This is a genomic window from Brevibacillus parabrevis, assembly GCF_003710905.1.
Taxonomy (GTDB): Bacteria; Bacillota; Bacilli; order Brevibacillales; family Brevibacillaceae; genus Brevibacillus; species Brevibacillus parabrevis.
In genome coordinates, this window is the sequence record NZ_RHHV01000003.1 from 113,236 (window position 1) to 127,759 (window position 14,524).

Annotated in this window: 18 protein-coding genes and 1 pseudogene; 16 read left to right on the forward strand and 3 right to left on the reverse strand. The window is 50.5% G+C overall.

What is annotated here, in order from left to right; translation table 11 throughout:
- The first annotated feature begins 238 nt into the window (after positions 1-238).
- Complete coding sequence (locus EDM60_RS02090) at positions 239-715, forward strand: hypothetical protein (RefSeq protein ID WP_122962483.1); 477 nt, start codon at positions 239-241, stop codon at positions 713-715.
- Positions 716-799: 84 nt separating this feature from the next.
- On the opposite strand, the gene EDM60_RS02095 is transcribed toward EDM60_RS02090, so the two are convergent.
- The 3 genes from EDM60_RS02095 to EDM60_RS02105 form a co-directional block, all read right to left on the reverse strand.
- Positions 800-1,237, reverse strand: coding sequence for a hypothetical protein (locus tag EDM60_RS02095; RefSeq protein WP_122962484.1), 438 nt, complete (start codon positions 1,235-1,237; stop codon positions 800-802).
- Between the two features lie 122 nt (positions 1,238-1,359).
- A complete protein-coding gene (locus tag EDM60_RS02100; RefSeq protein ID WP_122962485.1) occupies positions 1,360-1,557 on the reverse strand; it encodes a helix-turn-helix domain-containing protein in 198 nt (65 codons plus the stop codon).
- Positions 1,554-2,093: a sigma-70 family RNA polymerase sigma factor gene (locus EDM60_RS02105; RefSeq protein ID WP_167470229.1), complete on the reverse strand. Its 540-nt coding sequence runs from the start codon at positions 2,091-2,093 to the stop codon at positions 1,554-1,556. The genes EDM60_RS02100 and EDM60_RS02105 overlap by 4 nt, the downstream gene beginning before the upstream one ends.
- A gap of 176 nt (positions 2,094-2,269) precedes the next feature.
- Here EDM60_RS02105 and EDM60_RS29035 point away from each other — a divergent pair.
- The 15 genes and pseudogenes from EDM60_RS29035 to eutC all read left to right on the forward strand — a co-directional run.
- Positions 2,270-2,404 (forward strand): annotated as a pseudogene (locus tag EDM60_RS29035) (RNA-guided endonuclease TnpB family protein); the annotation flags it as partial.
- A gap of 370 nt (positions 2,405-2,774) precedes the next feature.
- The gene (gene eutL, locus EDM60_RS02115) at positions 2,775-3,425 is read left to right on the forward strand and encodes an ethanolamine utilization microcompartment protein EutL (protein WP_063228860.1); all 651 of its coding nucleotides are present in this window, start codon (positions 2,775-2,777) and stop codon (positions 3,423-3,425) included.
- 35 nt (positions 3,426-3,460) lie between these two features.
- Positions 3,461-3,952, forward strand: coding sequence for a BMC domain-containing protein (locus tag EDM60_RS02120; protein WP_063228861.1), 492 nt, complete (start codon positions 3,461-3,463; stop codon positions 3,950-3,952).
- The gene (locus tag EDM60_RS02125) at positions 3,952-5,445 is read left to right on the forward strand and encodes an acetaldehyde dehydrogenase (acetylating) (RefSeq protein WP_122962488.1); all 1,494 of its coding nucleotides are present in this window, start codon (positions 3,952-3,954) and stop codon (positions 5,443-5,445) included. Before EDM60_RS02120 ends, EDM60_RS02125 begins: the two co-directional genes overlap by 1 nt.
- Positions 5,446-5,487: 42 nt before the next feature.
- A complete protein-coding gene (gene eutM / locus EDM60_RS02130; RefSeq protein ID WP_005827515.1) occupies positions 5,488-5,775 on the forward strand; it encodes an ethanolamine utilization microcompartment protein EutM in 288 nt (95 codons plus the stop codon).
- A gap of 6 nt (positions 5,776-5,781) precedes the next feature.
- Positions 5,782-6,561 carry a phosphate propanoyltransferase gene (pduL, locus tag EDM60_RS02135; protein ID WP_063228863.1) on the forward strand — a complete coding sequence of 260 codons (780 nt, stop codon included), beginning with the start codon at positions 5,782-5,784 and terminating at the stop codon, positions 6,559-6,561.
- Between the two features lie 16 nt (positions 6,562-6,577).
- A complete protein-coding gene (locus EDM60_RS02140; RefSeq protein ID WP_122962489.1) occupies positions 6,578-7,396 on the forward strand; it encodes a hypothetical protein in 819 nt (272 codons plus the stop codon).
- Between the two features lie 4 nt (positions 7,397-7,400).
- Entirely contained in the window at positions 7,401-7,688 is a 288-nt protein-coding gene (locus EDM60_RS02145) for a EutN/CcmL family microcompartment protein (protein ID WP_063228865.1), read from the forward strand.
- Positions 7,689-7,690: 2 nt separating this feature from the next.
- Positions 7,691-8,032, forward strand: coding sequence for an ethanolamine utilization microcompartment protein EutS (eutS, locus tag EDM60_RS02150; RefSeq protein WP_063228866.1), 342 nt, complete (start codon positions 7,691-7,693; stop codon positions 8,030-8,032).
- Positions 8,029-8,472, forward strand: a complete 444-nt coding sequence (locus EDM60_RS02155) for a EutP/PduV family microcompartment system protein (protein ID WP_063228867.1) — start codon at positions 8,029-8,031, stop codon at positions 8,470-8,472. The genes eutS and EDM60_RS02155 overlap by 4 nt, the downstream gene beginning before the upstream one ends.
- A 75-nt stretch (positions 8,473-8,547) precedes the next feature.
- Entirely contained in the window at positions 8,548-10,008 is a 1,461-nt protein-coding gene (locus tag EDM60_RS02160) for a sensor histidine kinase (RefSeq protein ID WP_063228868.1), read from the forward strand.
- Positions 9,974-10,570 (forward strand): ANTAR domain-containing response regulator, encoded by a 597-nt coding sequence (locus EDM60_RS02165; RefSeq protein ID WP_425266752.1) that lies wholly within the window; start codon positions 9,974-9,976, stop codon positions 10,568-10,570. Before EDM60_RS02160 ends, EDM60_RS02165 begins: the two co-directional genes overlap by 35 nt.
- Positions 10,571-10,728: 158 nt before the next feature.
- Positions 10,729-12,189 carry an ethanolamine ammonia-lyase reactivating factor EutA gene (locus tag EDM60_RS02170; protein ID WP_122962490.1) on the forward strand — a complete coding sequence of 487 codons (1,461 nt, stop codon included), beginning with the start codon at positions 10,729-10,731 and terminating at the stop codon, positions 12,187-12,189.
- A 20-nt stretch (positions 12,190-12,209) separates the two neighbouring features.
- Positions 12,210-13,571, forward strand: coding sequence for an ethanolamine ammonia-lyase subunit EutB (locus tag EDM60_RS02175; RefSeq protein ID WP_122962491.1), 1,362 nt, complete (start codon positions 12,210-12,212; stop codon positions 13,569-13,571).
- A gap of 20 nt (positions 13,572-13,591) precedes the next feature.
- Positions 13,592-14,524: an ethanolamine ammonia-lyase subunit EutC gene (gene eutC / locus EDM60_RS02180; protein ID WP_122962492.1), complete on the forward strand. Its 933-nt coding sequence runs from the start codon at positions 13,592-13,594 to the stop codon at positions 14,522-14,524.

Here is a 14,524-nt window from a genome sequence, read left to right on the forward strand (position 1 = left end):
TTTGACGCTTACGGCTTTCTGTCATTTTCCTGGCTCATGCATTTTGGGCCTTTTTCTCTATGCCTAAACAGATCATCTTCGTTCTTTTTGAAATTACGATTTAGGTAAAATGGGGCATTTGCATAATTTACATAATATGGTAATATTAAGTGATAATTCAAATTGTATGTTCATTTTCCATAAAAGTATGCATTTCCTTTTTTGTTGAGGGGATGCACTTATAAAGGAGATGTCACCCTTGAAAAAATTTTATATCCTTATTTTATCTCTCATCGGAATTATTGCACTCAGTAACCTCGTCTATTTTCCTGGATTGAAAGTCTGGGCATTTGATGAGCTAGCCTTATTTGATAAGCAAAAGATAACCTCGCTTACTATTCATAACCATGAAGAAAATGAAAAAGTAGAAATTACTGACCCAAAAGAGATTCAAAAAGTACTCAATGATTTTTCCAAAATGGAACTTCGCAGAATTAAAAGCGAATCTGATGCAAATAACTCTGGTGCAAAAGAAGTAAAAGAAAATGTTCATACGTATACCATTGATGTTTATGCAAATAAACAGGATATCGGGACAATTTATCTCTCTGGTACTACATACATGATATTTTACGGAAAATCATCATCTGACGATATCCCTGTTTATAAAATTGAAAATAATCCTGACTTAGAAATCCACGAAGTGTTCAATTCAGCAAAAAAAAAAATAATTTGACACCATGCAACTTATTACTCCCTGTAATATTAAGATCAAAAGGAGATATTCGGCTATTGAACCGAATATCTCCTTTTGTATTAATTACGGTTGTTCCCAACGACCATTTTTATCCTGTAGTCGAAGAATATTTCCTTTACCTGTGATTAGTCGAATGTCTTCATAGTCCATAAATGGGAATTCCAACTTAGCCTTTCTGTATCCATTTCGTTTCATGAAACGACGAGTATCATGCATATCGTCGATCGCAATCCGAATATTATCTTCTAATTGTTTCTTCAAATTCGGTGATAAGGATGCAACCAAACCAACAACACCTACCGCGATACTGAGAGGTCGGACAAGATTAAATACGATCCCAATTACAGACGCCGTAAGTGAAGCCATATTCGCCAGTTTATTATCATCCATTTGGATTACACCGTATTTGAGAACGTCCGACATAGCTTCGGCAAGATCATCAAGGTCGTCTTGGTCAACAGTAATCGTATCAACGTATTGTTTCAATTTTGTACGTGCCATAATTTATCTTCCTCCGAAAATTTATTCCAAGCAATTTTCCGCGCGGTGATTAACTTGGTATTCATTAAAGTGAATCGAAGGTAAAAAATAACAACCCGATCTCAAAATTTTTTCTTTGCTTATCATAAGCAATTTTTTGTGCTATAGGTTTTGACAGCTCTAATCATCCGAAAGACTATTTCTTGACGTATGTCCTCACGTACACCTATATCCGTGAATTTCAACGACTTGCGAATCTTTGGCTCAAATCTTTCTATGATCTCTACCATTGCACTTTCATCATTATTTTGCGCTCGCTTTACCAGCGTTAACAGGCTCATGTATTTTCGCCTCCCAATAGCTGTTTTCTAAGCTTCAGTAACGCTCGTTTCTTTGTTTTAGAAACTGCTTGCTGGCTTGTGCCTAACAGGGTCGCAGCCTCCACCTCTTTGAGATTCCTCAAATATAGAAGTGCAAGTATCTCCCTTTCCTTTTCTGTGAGAGTTTGAACAGCATCCAAAACTCGTTTGTCAGCTATTACATCCTCCCACTTAGCTTTGTTTTCCCACTCACTTTTGCCAGTGTCACTAACAAAGCTGTCTATCACCCTTTCAATTTCATCTGTAGGTTGGAATACCTTTCCTATCTTTTGAGTACGAACAGCTAACTCGATAGCTGTAAAACGGATGAGTGATGAAATATATTTGATTAGTTGAAGCTCAGCGTAAAACTCCTGAATCCTACTATTCAATTCATCATTTCTCTTCTGCGTATCGTCCGGTGAAGCAATCACTCTTTGGCATAGTTGCTGATTGTCTTCTTGAGCTAGAAATGCATCCAAAAACTTTTGATTTGATAAGTTAGTAGGCCTGAACAAAAAATCCCTCCCAAACAAGATCGTACGTTCTCTTTTTGAACAAAAAATAAAAGTGCCAGATTCTCACTGACACGTCCCGTTCTACAATATCCATTTTACTAAATAACTAAACCTTGCATTGGTTTATTCCTTAAATGTAAATTTTTGTAATTAAGTGTAAGCTTACGCACTCTCACCTTCCCCTTTACGCTGTAACAGATGATGAAAAGGTACGTTTCTTTGGTAATGGCAAACAAAATAAGTACATGAAGCGTAAGTTTCGTTCTGAACGCCAAGCATTAGGCAAAAAGAAAAAGGGAAATGCGATTCGTAGTTCAAGGTCATTTTATCGCCTGTCTCAGTTCATAAAAAATTCCTCCTTGGGTTTCGGTTGTATCGTGCTCATTGCGCCGGCTTGCAGGCTTACCTGTCCCGGCTACACACCAAGAATAGTCAGGGCTTGTGTCCGCCAAATGACCGGAATATGGAAAAGTCGTGGAATACCGAAAACGCTTGCATTTTTTCCTGCCTTGTCATACATTAGAAGCAGGAATAAGATCGCAGAATTGGCGTGATTCTTATCCAAACAAGTGAATAGACAAAAGGCAAAGGTGCCCTTGAACACGAGTCTTGTTCTTTCGTGTTTAGGCACCTTTTTTTGCGTTTTGAAAAGGGAAGTTGTCTGAAAGGAGTGTGACACGCATGGAAAAACCAATTCGAGCGACGCCGCTTGCGATCCGAATGATTCCCAACGTCGATCCACAATTTGCGGAGAAGCTGAACCTGCCTTCCCATATTCGCAGTGTGGGGATGCTTACATCCACCATTGATGATGTGGGCTATACGGCCATTGATGAGGCGACGAAAAAGGCAGCTGTAGAAGTGATTTACGCCAAGTCGTTTTATGCAGGATCTGGAAATGCGTCTGGTCCGTTGTCCGGCGAGTTCATCGGGATGATCGGTGGAGCGACGCCATCGGAGGTAGAGAGCGGTATCGATGCAGCCGTTGCATTCATGGAGAGTGGAGCTTGCTTTTACTCGTTAAATGAAGAGGGGACGCATGCGTATTACGCACATGTCGTGTCGCGGACGGGCAGCTACTTGTCTGGGCTCGCCGGAATCAGGGAAGGGGAGCCGCTCGCCTATCTGATCGCTCCGCCGCTTGAGGCCATGTACGGTATTGACGCCGCCCTCAAAGCAGCAGATGTGCAGATGGTGCAGTTTTTTGGCCCGCCCACGGAAACGAACTTTGGGGGAGCGTTGCTTACTGGAAGCCAATCGGCATGCACTGCCGCAGCAGATGCTTTTGCCGACGCTGTAAGAAGCGTTGCCCGACAGCCAGTCAAACGATAAAAGGGATTTTCCCTCTTGAAGGGGAGGAAATGTAAATGCGCGCTCATGCATACTCACTGGGCATGATTGAAACACTTGGCTTGCCCGCTCTTATTGCGGCCGCTGATGCTGCTGCCAAAGCGGCAGACGTCAAGGTCGCCACATATGAAGGCGCGGACGGCGGGATCGTAACGGTCTACGTAATCGGAGATGTCTCTTCGGTTCAGGCGGCTGTTGACGCTGGCGCTGAGGCGGCAAAACGCGTTGGACGCTTGCTGCACTCCCACGTCATACCGCGTCCTGATGAAAATGTTCCGAAAATGATTAAAAATCTGATGCGTTCGGAAGCGCAGGAAGAAGCGAAGCCGCAGCCTGCACAGGCAAAGGCAGAGCCGACGCTGGCAGAGCAATCGATCAACGATCTGCGCAAGCTGGCTCGCTCGTTTGCTGATTTCCCGCTCTCGACCAATGACATCAATACGGCGAAGAAAGAAGACCTCATTCGCCTGATTGAAGAAAAGCAACAAGGCGGAGGTGACAAAGCATAATGACACTCGACGCTGATTTGTATTCCATTCAGGAAGTGCGTACGTACCTCGCCCAAGCGAAGGAAGCGCAGGCGAAGCTCGCTACTTACACGCAAGAGCAAATCGATCGGATCATCACTGCCATGTCCAAGGCTGGGGTTGAGAATGCCGAGCGTTTGGCGGCTCTTGCGGTTGAGGAGACAGGCTTCGGAAACGTCCCGGACAAACGGATGAAAAACTTGTTTGCTTCCCAAGATGTTTATGCTTCCATCAAAGACGTGAAAACCGTCGGCATCGTTCGCAAAGACGAGGAAAACAAAGTGTGGGAAGTGGCACAGCCGGTAGGAATCGTCGCCGGGATCGTACCATCCACCAACCCGACATCGACCGTTATTTTCAAGTCGATGATCGCGCTCAAAGCGAGAAACGCAATCGTATTCAGTCCGCATCCGTCGGCAGCCAAGTGCACGCTGGAAGCAGCGCGACTGATGGCACAGGCGGCTGTGCAGGCTGGGGCGCCGGAAGGCTTGATCCACTGCGTCTCCAAGCCGACGCTTCCAGCGACGAATGAGCTGATGAAGCACAAGCTGACCAATGTGATCCTCGCGACTGGCGGTACGCCAATGGTGCGGGCTGCATACAGCTCCGGAAAGCCTGCTTATGGTGTCGGACCAGGAAACGTTCCGGTCTACATCCACCACAGCGCTGACCTCGCTGCTGCTGCCAAGCGCATTGTGCAGAGCAAAACCTTCGACTACGGCACCATTTGCGCCTCCGAGCAGGCACTGGTGATCGAGGAATCGGTCAAACACCAGATGATTGCTGCCTTGAAGCGCGAAGGAGCGTACTTCCTGGACGAAAACGAGAAGGCCAAAGTAGCCGCCATTATTATGGTGAACGGCTCGCTCAACGCCAAAATCGTTGGACGTTCCCCGCATGTGATCGCGCAAATGGCAGGCATCTCGATTCCTGCCGAAACACGAGTGCTGATCGCGGAAGAAACCGGAGTAGGCAAAGAGTATCCGCTGTCGGTTGAAAAACTGGCACCGATCCTCGCTCTCTACACCGTTTCGGGAGACAACGAAGCGTTTGCCCGCTGCCGGGAGCTTTTGACGCATGGCGGATTGGGGCACACCGCTGGGATTCACGCGCAGGATGACAATGTGATTGCATCCTACGGTCAAGCAATGCCGGCTTCCCGCATCCCGGTCAACACCGGAACGACTTTCGGGGGAATCGGAGCAACGACTGGCGTGCAGCCATCCTTTACACTCGGATGCGGTTCTTTCGGGAACAACATTACATCCGACAACATCGGTCCGAAGCATCTCTTCAACATCAAGCGCGTCGCTTTTGGCGTGAGAGAAATGCCTGAGTCCACGCCAGTGCAAGCTGCTGCAACGACACAGGCGGAAGAAGCTGTGCTGCAAGCTGTCTCGTCCATGAATGTCGGCCTGAGCCGGGATGAGATCAAAAACATCATTAAATCTGTTTTAACTGAAATGACGTCCTAAAACGTTAAAAATTTGTCCATATAATTAAGGAGGAACGAAAACATGGCTGGAGAAATGTCCGCATTGGGAATGGTAGAAACAAAAGGTTTGGTAGGAGCAGTTGAAGCTGCTGACGCAATGGTAAAAGCAGCTAACGTTAAATTGATTGGCAAAGTACACGTAGGTGGCGGTCTCGTAACAGTCATGGTACGTGGTGACGTAGGTGCAGTAAAAGCTTCCACGGACGCAGGCGCCGCTGCTGCCGAAAAAGTAGGAGAGCTCGTATCTGTACACGTTATCCCACGTCCACACGGAGACATTGAATTGATCCTGCCTAAGCTCGAAGGGTAATCCCCTATGGCAGTTATTACAGAAGCATCTTTGAGAGCAATGCATAAGACAGGCATACCAAACCCCTTTCTCATTGAGAAAGGGGATAAAATCACACCAGCAGCGGCAGATTTCTTGAAAGGAAGAGGGATTCAAGTGAAATCTTTTGAAGAACAACAACAGCAACCTTCCACCAATCAGACTGCCGAGGCAGTGCGGGAAATTCCCCTTGGTGTATCGAATCGCCACGTTCATTTGTCGCCAACCGATGTAGAAAAGCTTTTTGGAGCAGGACATCAGTTGACGCCAATGCGCGATCTGTCGCAGCCTGGTCAGTTTGCTTGCCAGGAAACCGTGACAATCGTCGGACCAAAAGGCAGTATTCACGGAGTGCGGATTCTGGGACCAGCGCGTGGCGCGACACAAGTGGAAATCTCTCGTACTGACGGTTTTGCGCTCGGTGTGCACGCACCTGTGCGGATGTCTGGAGATATTGAAGGAACACCGGGTCTGGTACTCGTAACAGCAAAAGGCACAGTTGTACTCGACAAAGGTGTAATTGTAGCCAAGCGGCACGTTCATATGTCGCCTGCGGATGCCGAGCAATACGAAGTGAAGGATGGCGACACGCTGATCCTTGCGACGCAGAGTGACCGCCCTGTCATCTATCCGGATGTAGTTGTTCGCGTACATCCACAGTTCGCACTCGATTTCCACGTCGATTTGGATGAAGGGAATGCCGCCAATTTGAAAACGGGCGACCGGGTAAAAGTGATCGGCAAAAACGGCCAGTTTTACTCCGGCTAACGGAGGTAGAGCTTTGATGGACATCAGAGAAATGGTGGCATCGATTACAAAAGAAATTTTGCTGTCGATGAATACAGAAAAGAAACCTGAAGCACCTCGTGTCCTGTATGTCTTTTGCGACAGCCAGGCTCATGAGGCGTTTCAGGATCATTTTATCCAGTTGAAAAACCACGGCATCTGCCACGACATTCTCTTCCTGGACGGGGAAACCTCGTCCTGGCTGGGAATGCACAAGATCGAATGCGGGGGAGCAGGCAAAGTCCTGACTGCGGATGAGTACGCTCCTGCGCCATTGGAAGTGCCAAAAGATTACGCTGGTATCGTCATCCCGGAAATCGATCTGGACAATGCGGCAAGAATCGCATCCGGGTTGAAAGGCACGATCAAGGCAGAAATCGTCTTTTCCGCACTCGTGACAGGCAAGTTCGTCATTGCCGGCTCCGATGTGCCGGGCATCAAGCGCGCCGACCGTCGCACCCTGCAAACATTGACGCTGACGCCAGCCTATGAAAAGCTGTTCGAGCGCCACGTGGAAGCGATGAAAGAGCTGGGCGTAGAGTTTGCGGAACAAAAACGTCTGGCCGATCGCGTAGTCTCCAAGCTGAAAGCGCAGTTGCCAAAAGCGGAGACGAAGCCTGAACAGCCGACATTGACTGCGTTGGACGAGGCAGAGGCGGTTTTTTCCGGCAAGCTGCTTACGGCTGACTGGATCAAATCCCAACCGGAACTTCGGGATACGACCTTGCATGTGAAAAAAGGAGCGATTGTCTCTCCTTTGGCTTACGACAGCATGAGGGAGCGCGGCATTACGGTCAGCTACTTAGGAAAAGGGTGATCGCATGTTTTTGGGAAAAGTGATCGGCAGCGTTTGGGCAACCCAAAAGGAAAACGGCATGGAAAATTTGAAGCTGATGGTTGTTCAGCCGATTGACTGGCGCGGCGAAGAGAGCGGGCAAACCGTGATCGCAGCAGACCGGATCGGGGCTGGAATCGGCGAGCAGGTCATCGTTTCACGAGGAACGCCTGCCCGGATTCTTTTCACGGGCAACAGCGTGCCGATCGATGCGATCATCGTAGGTATCGTGGATTCGTTTGAAGTGCCGGGGGCCGCAGGAGGAGAGGAATAGCGATGGAACAGGAACGTTCGCGAGTCATACAGGAATTTGTGCCAGGAAAACAGGTCACGTTGGCTCATGTGATCGCAAATCCTGACCCTATGCTTTACACCAAGCTGGGGATCAAGGAAGCCGGGGCAATCGGCATTTTGACCCTGACACCGACAGAAACAGCCATTATTGCTGCGGATATCGCGACAAAGGCTGCGGGTGTCGAGCTTGGATTTCTCGATCGCTTTACAGGCTCACTGATTGTCGTTGGGGATGTTTCTGCTGTGCAGATGGCAGTGGATGCGGTCAATCAGGTGTTGAGTGAAAAACTGCGGTTCACACCGGCGCTGGTGACGAAATCATGACAGGCCGTGTCATGATCATCGGTGCTATCGAAGCGGGCAAGTCTTCTCTGGTCAAAGCGCTGTTCAACGATGAACAGCCAGCCAGGAAGACTCAGGCGCTTGAATATCGGGACTGGGTGATTGACACGCCGGGCGAGTATAGCGAAAATCCGATGTTTTACCGCACGCTGATGGCTACCTCGCTGGAGGCGACCATCGTCGTGATGGTTCAGGATGCCACTCGCGACCGCAACTACTTTCCCCCTGGTTTCGCGCAAGGCTTTCCCCAAGCTTGCGTAGGGGTCATCACGAAAGTCGACCATCCCGATGCCGATGTACAACGAGCGGAGGGCTACTTGCGCCAGTCTCTGGGCGACGCGAGAATATTCCCGACGTCTTCCTACACGAGCGAGGGAGTGCCGGAATTGCGTGCGTATTTGCAAGAAATTGTCAGCGAATAAGCCTCTTTCCGCCGTAGCGAGTCTGTGAGAAAATGAAGTCAATATCAAACTCCTAGCAGGTGAAAAGAGGTTCGCATGCAATCCATACGGGAACTGTGCAAATCGTCTACGATATTGAGTGAGGACGACATCCAGATCGTGGAGGACCTTGCTTCCAAACTGCAAATTTTTGCCGATCTGTCGCAGGCAGACATGTTCATCGACTGCCCGACCGTAGATCGAAGTGCTGCTTTGGTTGTTGCGCAGGCCAAGCCGGGCACGGCGCGTTCCATGTACAGCGGTTCAGTCGTAGGCCATTTGGCGACTGCGATCAACGAGCCAGCCGTCATGTACTGCCTGACTACAGGCAAGCCGGTCATCGGCTCCAGAGGTGTATCGCAAGAGCAGGTCGTCATGCGTCAAAGCGTCGTACCGATCACAAACGCCGAGGGCAAGACGATTGGCACGCTGATTACCGAGCAAGACATTTCCAAGCAGGTAGAACAAGAAAAAAACGTCGAAATGCTCAAGGAAACGACCGAGCATCTCAGCGAGACACTGATTCAGTTTGCTGTGCCTGACATGCCGATTTCTTCGCTTCTGCATGAGGGCATGATTTTGTTTGATCAGAGTGGAATCATTACGTATGCCAACGGGCGTGCCCACAAGCTGCTCTCCATGATCGGCTTTGATCGGCCGGAAAAGGGAGAGAGCATCGAACGCATTTTTTCCTGGAGAGTTTCCCCGGAAAATTTCGTGCGCCATGGCGGCTACATTCAGGATGAGTTGTCAAAAGGGAAGCATTTTATCATGATGAAAGCGGTTTCGTCCGTTCGCAAGCTCGACATCATCGGGGGCATTATTTTGCTCCGGGACATTTCGGACATCCGCGAAAAAGAGAAGCAGCTGATGATCAAGTCGGCTGTCATCAAAGAGATTCACCATCGCGTCAAAAACAATTTGCAAACTATTTCAAGCCTGCTGCGCCTGCAAATGCGGCGATCGCAGTCAAACGAGATTGAGAAAGTATACCGGGAGAGCATCAACCGGATTAACAGCATCGCCATTATTCACGAATATTTGGCGCAAGATGGTCTGGAACAGATCGATTTCAAAGAGATTCTCACCAAAATATCGAAAATTATCGTCTCCTCGATGAGACGTTCAGAGCAAGCCATACACGTCGTCGTGACGGGGGAATCCGTGTACCTTCCGTCCAACAAGGCGACATCTTTTGCTTTAATTGTCACGGAGCTGATTCAAAATTGCATGATTCACGGATTCCGCGAGCTTCATGAAGGGCGCATCTCGATTGCGCTCGTCTCGAAAGACGATTTCGTCAGCCTGTCTGTTACGGATGACGGAGTGGGAATCGAGGATATGGAGCATATTCATAAAAAGGGACACCTTGGCCTGAAAATCGTCGATACGCTCGTCAGGGAAGACCTGGAAGGAACCATGCATTTCCGCAACACAGGCAACGGAACGGAAGTTACCATTCTCTATCCGATCCAAAAGGAGGATGAAGATGACACAGCCGAAGATTATGGTGGTTGATGACGAGCCGATCATCCGCATGGACTTGCGCGAGATGCTCGAAAACGAAGGGTATCAGGTAGTGGCCGAGGCGAAAAACGGGGAAGAGGCAGTCGAACTCGCTCATCGCCACAAGCCCGACCTCATCATCATGGACGTCAAAATGCCGGGCCTGAATGGGATCAAGGCGAGTGGGATCATCCGCACCTTTTCGGACTGCTCCATCCTTCTTTTGACCGCGTACAGCCAGAAGGAACTTGTCCTGGATGCGCGCAAAGCCGGGGTAACGGCGTATCTGGTAAAGCCTGTATCCGAAGATGACCTGATTCCTGCGGTCGAGATTGCGCTCAGCCAAAAGGAAAAAGTGGTGTCGCTGAAGAAAGATATTAGTGATCTGAAACAAAAGATCGAGGATCGCAAAGCAGTGGAAAAAGCCAAAGGCAAGCTGATGAGCGCGCTCTCCCTAGAGGAGGAGGCCGCTTACAAATGGATGCAGCAAGTAAGCATGCAACGGCGCATGCCACTTGTGAAGCTGGCGGAAGAAATTCTTTCAGGCGAGCAAACGATTTTGACTCAGGGGTAATGTCTCTGAGCAGTTTTTTCATAAAAAGAAACGAACGCAACAAGTAGATAGCAAGAGAAGCAAAGGCGCTTGTATCAGACCGGAAGCGATTATTTCGGCTGTTCAAGCGTCTTTTTGCTTGCCTCGTCTGGCACGCCAATGGTTCAAGGAGGTTCATTATGGATGAACAGTGGATCCAAAGCGTCGGCATCGATGTCGGAACCAGCACAACGAAAATGATCGTCAGCCGATTGCGGTTGGGGCGCATGTCCAGCACGTTTTCGCTGCCGCGCTACCAGATCGTGGAGCGGCAGCTGCTGTATGCGAGTGAGGTGCATTCCACCCCGTTGATCGGGTTTGACGAGATTGACGCTGAAGGAATCGGTGCGATTTTGCAAGAGGAGTACAGAAAGGCCCAAATCAGTCTGTCGTCCATCAAGTCAGGCGCCGTGATCATTACCGGAGAGACAGCCAGCAAGAAAAACGCGCAGCACATCGTTCATCTGCTGGCGGAGCGATCCGGCGATTTCGTGGTAGCAACTGCGGGAGCGGACCTTGAAGGCGTGCTGGCAGGCAAAGGCGCGGGGGCGGAAAAACGCTCGCAAACGATCCAGGGAACGATCGTCAATGTCGATATTGGCGGCGGGACGGCGAATGCTGCTTACTTCCAGCGCGGCCGAGCGATTGCGACGGTGACTTTTCACGTCGGAGGCAGGCTGATTCGCCTGGACCAGCAAGATATGGTTACGTACGTGTCGCCGAACATCCAGGCATGGCTTTCTGCGAAAGGCTTGCGCATCACGGTCGGTCAAAGAATCAGTCTGGCCGAGATTTCGGAAGTGGCGCGGCAGATGGCGTGCAGCATGCTGGATTACTTGACGGGAAAAGAGCGGCAAATATCGGGCTTGCTGGTAGTAGGGCCTCAATTGCGCGGCGATTTCCCGGTGGAGGAGCTGACCGTTTCCGGCGGGGTCGGGAAGCTGATGGAAGGCGCTCCCGTAAGAAGCATGGCAGATGTGAGTCGCTACGGCGATTTTGGCCCGCTGCTCGGTTACGTGTTGCAGCAGGAGCGGGAAAAAGGGACGTACGCGGTTAACTGGCTCGATCCGGAACAGACGGTGCGGGCTACGGTTATCGGGGCAGGCATGCAAAGTACGGAGATCAGCGGATCGACTGTGCATATCAAGCCTGAGCTGCTCCCGATCAAAAACATTCCGATTCTCAAGCTGGAGCTTACCCAGGAGCAGTTGGCGAACCCGGCGCAGCTTCATCAGGAAGTGGCGGCGATTTACCAGCTGGGGGAACGGCTTTTTGATAAAACGACAGGAATCCCGTTCGCACTCGCGATCTCGGGCATCGGCTATTGCTCGTATGCGTTGCTGCAAACGATATCCCAGGAGCTGTCCGATCAGTATCGGCACTATTTTGCCGAGAGCCAGACGATGGTCGTGATCTGCGAGACAGATATGGCAAAAGCATTGGGGCAGGCGCTGGCGCTGCGTTGCAAGGGCGCACCGGAAATTATTTGCATCGATCAGGTGCGGGTAGAGTATGGCGATTATATCGACCTGGGCGAGCCGATTTCGGGAACGATTATCCCGGTCGTGGTAAAAACCCTCGCTTTTGACGAGAAGGCGTAACGTATAAAGGGGTGGACAAAATGAACACGAAAACGACTGTGCTTGGACAGACCTATCAATTTCGCGATTTGAAAGAAATTTTCGCGAAGGCAAACGAAGACAAATCAGGAGACCAGCTGGCTGGGATCGCTGCTTCCGATTCACGGGAACGCGTAGCTGCCAAGCAGGTTTTGGCTGACTTGACTTTGGCCGACATCCGCAACAACCCCATGCTTCCTCCAGAGGAAGACGAGGTCTCTCGTGTCATTGAAGAGGGGATTAACGAGAAAATTTACAACGAGATCAAAAACTGGAGCGTTGCCGAGTTGCGCGAGTACATTTTGAGCCACAATGCGGGCGAGAACGACATCAAGCGGATCAGCCGCGGCTTGTCCAGTGAAATGATCGCCGCAACAGCAAAGCTGATGAGCAACCTCGACCTGATCACAGCGGCGGCGAAAATTCGCAATGTGACCCACTGCAACACAGCGATTGGCCAGCCAGGCGTACTGGCCGCACGGGTACAGCCAAACCATCCGTCGGACAACGTGCAAGGGATCAAGGCAGCGCTGTACGAGGGGCTTAGCTACGGAATTGGCGACGCGGTTATCGGGATCAACCCGGTTATCGATACGGCAGACAGCGTCAAAGATATTCTCACGATGACCAAAGAAGTGATGAACAAGTGGGAGATTCCGACGCAAAACTGTGTTCTGGCGCACGTCACTACCCAAATGCGGGCAATCCGTCAAGGTGCGCCTGCCGACCTGATTTTCCAATCACTCGCAGGCAGCGAAAAAGGCAACAATGCTTTCGGTATCGACGTCAAACTGCTGGACGAAGCAGATGAGCTGATGCGCAAAGAAGGTACGTCCTACGGGCCGAACTTCTGGTATTTCGAGACGGGGCAAGGCTCCGAGCTTTCTTCCGAGGCGCACTTCGGCATCGACCAGGTGACGATGGAATCCCGCTGCTACGGATTGGCTCGCAAGTACAACCCGTTTATCGTCAATACGGTTGTCGGCTTCATCGGACCGGAATATTTGTACGACAGCCGCCAGGTCATCCGGGCAGGTTTGGAAGACCATTACATGGGCAAGCTGCACGGGCTGCCAATGGGTTGTGACGTATGCTATACGAACCATATGAAGGTTGACCAGAACGATATGGACAACTTGGGTATTTTGCTCTCGGCGGCAGGGGTCAACTTTGTCATCGGGGTAGCCATGGCGGACGACGTCATGCTGAACTATCAATCGACCAGCTTCCACGATATCGCTGCGTTCCGCGAAGTTCTCGGCCTGCGCCCGGCGCCTGCCTTTGAAAAATGGCTGGAGAAAATGGGGATCATGGAAAACGGCAAGCTGACGGCAAGAGCGGGCGATCCGACAATCTTCATGTAAGAAGAGGGGGTGTATGACGGATGGAACAACAATTGGATTTTTTAGTAGACAAAGTAGTGGCAGAACTGCAAAAGAAACTGTCTGAGCTGGGAGAAAAAGCTCCTGCGCAAGCGGTGGAACAGGCCGTGGAGAAAGTGGTTGAAGCAAGCATGCAACCAGGCGCACAGCCAAGCGTGGAAGTGAATGGGGCAGCAGCTTTCCAGTCCGACGTATCGGAGGAGCCGGAGAGAACGGCACAAATCCCGAATCCGCAATGGAAAGAAGGACTCGATGAGCTGTTGACAAGTACGCCAGCCCGGATTGGCGTATGGCGTACAGGCGTCCGACCATTGACCAAAACGATGCTGCAATTGCGTCGCGATCACGCGGCAGCCGTTGATGCCGTATACGGCGAAGTCCGCCAGGAAGTGCTTGACCAATTTTCCTTGTTCACAGTGGAAACGCAGTACGACAACACCGAGAACTATTTGAAACGACCGGACATGGGACGCATTCTCACGGATGAGGGAGTACGCCTGCTGCAAGAGCGTTGCCAAAAGAAACCGCAGGTGCAAATCGTCGTGTCTGACGGTCTGAGCGCCAGCGCGGTGGACGCCAACCTGAAAGACGTGCTGCCGTCCTTGCTGGACTCTTTGAAAAGCTACGGGCTTAGCTGCGGCACACCGTTCTTTGTCAAAGGCGGCCGCGTAGCAAGCATGGACCATATCGGCGAAGTTTTGGAGCCGGAAGTATTGGTCATGCTGATCGGCGAACGTCCGGGCCTGGTCACGGCGCACTCCATGAGTGCCTACATGTGCTATCGTCCGCGCAAAGGGATGGTAGAGTCCGAGCGTACCGTTATCTCCAACATTCACCGTCAAGGCACATCGCCCGTTGAGGCGGGAGCACATATCGGCACGATTCTCTCCAAAATGCTGGAGCAAAAAGCAAGCGGTGTGAAGCTGGTCTTGTAA

Excerpts from the sequence above, each read along its gene's own strand:
- EDM60_RS02095 (WP_122962484.1), bottom strand. The coding sequence starts at position 1,237 with ATGGCACGTACAAAATTGAAACAATACGTTGATACGATTACTGTTGAC.
- EDM60_RS02100 (WP_122962485.1), bottom strand. The coding sequence starts at position 1,557 with ATGAGCCTGTTAACGCTGGTAAAGCGAGCGCAAAATAATGATGAAAGT.
- eutL (WP_063228860.1), top strand. The coding sequence starts at position 2,775 with ATGGAAAAACCAATTCGAGCGACGCCGCTTGCGATCCGAATGATTCCC.
- EDM60_RS02120 (WP_063228861.1), top strand. The coding sequence starts at position 3,461 with ATGCGCGCTCATGCATACTCACTGGGCATGATTGAAACACTTGGCTTG.
- EDM60_RS02125 (WP_122962488.1), top strand. The coding sequence starts at position 3,952 with ATGACACTCGACGCTGATTTGTATTCCATTCAGGAAGTGCGTACGTAC.
- eutM (WP_005827515.1), top strand. The coding sequence starts at position 5,488 with ATGGCTGGAGAAATGTCCGCATTGGGAATGGTAGAAACAAAAGGTTTG.
- pduL (WP_063228863.1), top strand. The coding sequence starts at position 5,782 with ATGGCAGTTATTACAGAAGCATCTTTGAGAGCAATGCATAAGACAGGC.
- EDM60_RS02140 (WP_122962489.1), top strand. The coding sequence starts at position 6,578 with ATGGACATCAGAGAAATGGTGGCATCGATTACAAAAGAAATTTTGCTG.
- EDM60_RS02145 (WP_063228865.1), top strand. The coding sequence starts at position 7,401 with ATGTTTTTGGGAAAAGTGATCGGCAGCGTTTGGGCAACCCAAAAGGAA.
- eutS (WP_063228866.1), top strand. The coding sequence starts at position 7,691 with ATGGAACAGGAACGTTCGCGAGTCATACAGGAATTTGTGCCAGGAAAA.
- EDM60_RS02155 (WP_063228867.1), top strand. The coding sequence starts at position 8,029 with ATGACAGGCCGTGTCATGATCATCGGTGCTATCGAAGCGGGCAAGTCT.
- EDM60_RS02160 (WP_063228868.1), top strand. The coding sequence starts at position 8,548 with ATGCAATCCATACGGGAACTGTGCAAATCGTCTACGATATTGAGTGAG.
- EDM60_RS02165 (WP_425266752.1), top strand. The coding sequence starts at position 9,974 with ATGAAGATGACACAGCCGAAGATTATGGTGGTTGATGACGAGCCGATC.
- EDM60_RS02170 (WP_122962490.1), top strand. The coding sequence starts at position 10,729 with ATGGATGAACAGTGGATCCAAAGCGTCGGCATCGATGTCGGAACCAGC.
- EDM60_RS02175 (WP_122962491.1), top strand. The coding sequence starts at position 12,210 with ATGAACACGAAAACGACTGTGCTTGGACAGACCTATCAATTTCGCGAT.
- eutC (WP_122962492.1), top strand. The coding sequence starts at position 13,592 with ATGGAACAACAATTGGATTTTTTAGTAGACAAAGTAGTGGCAGAACTG.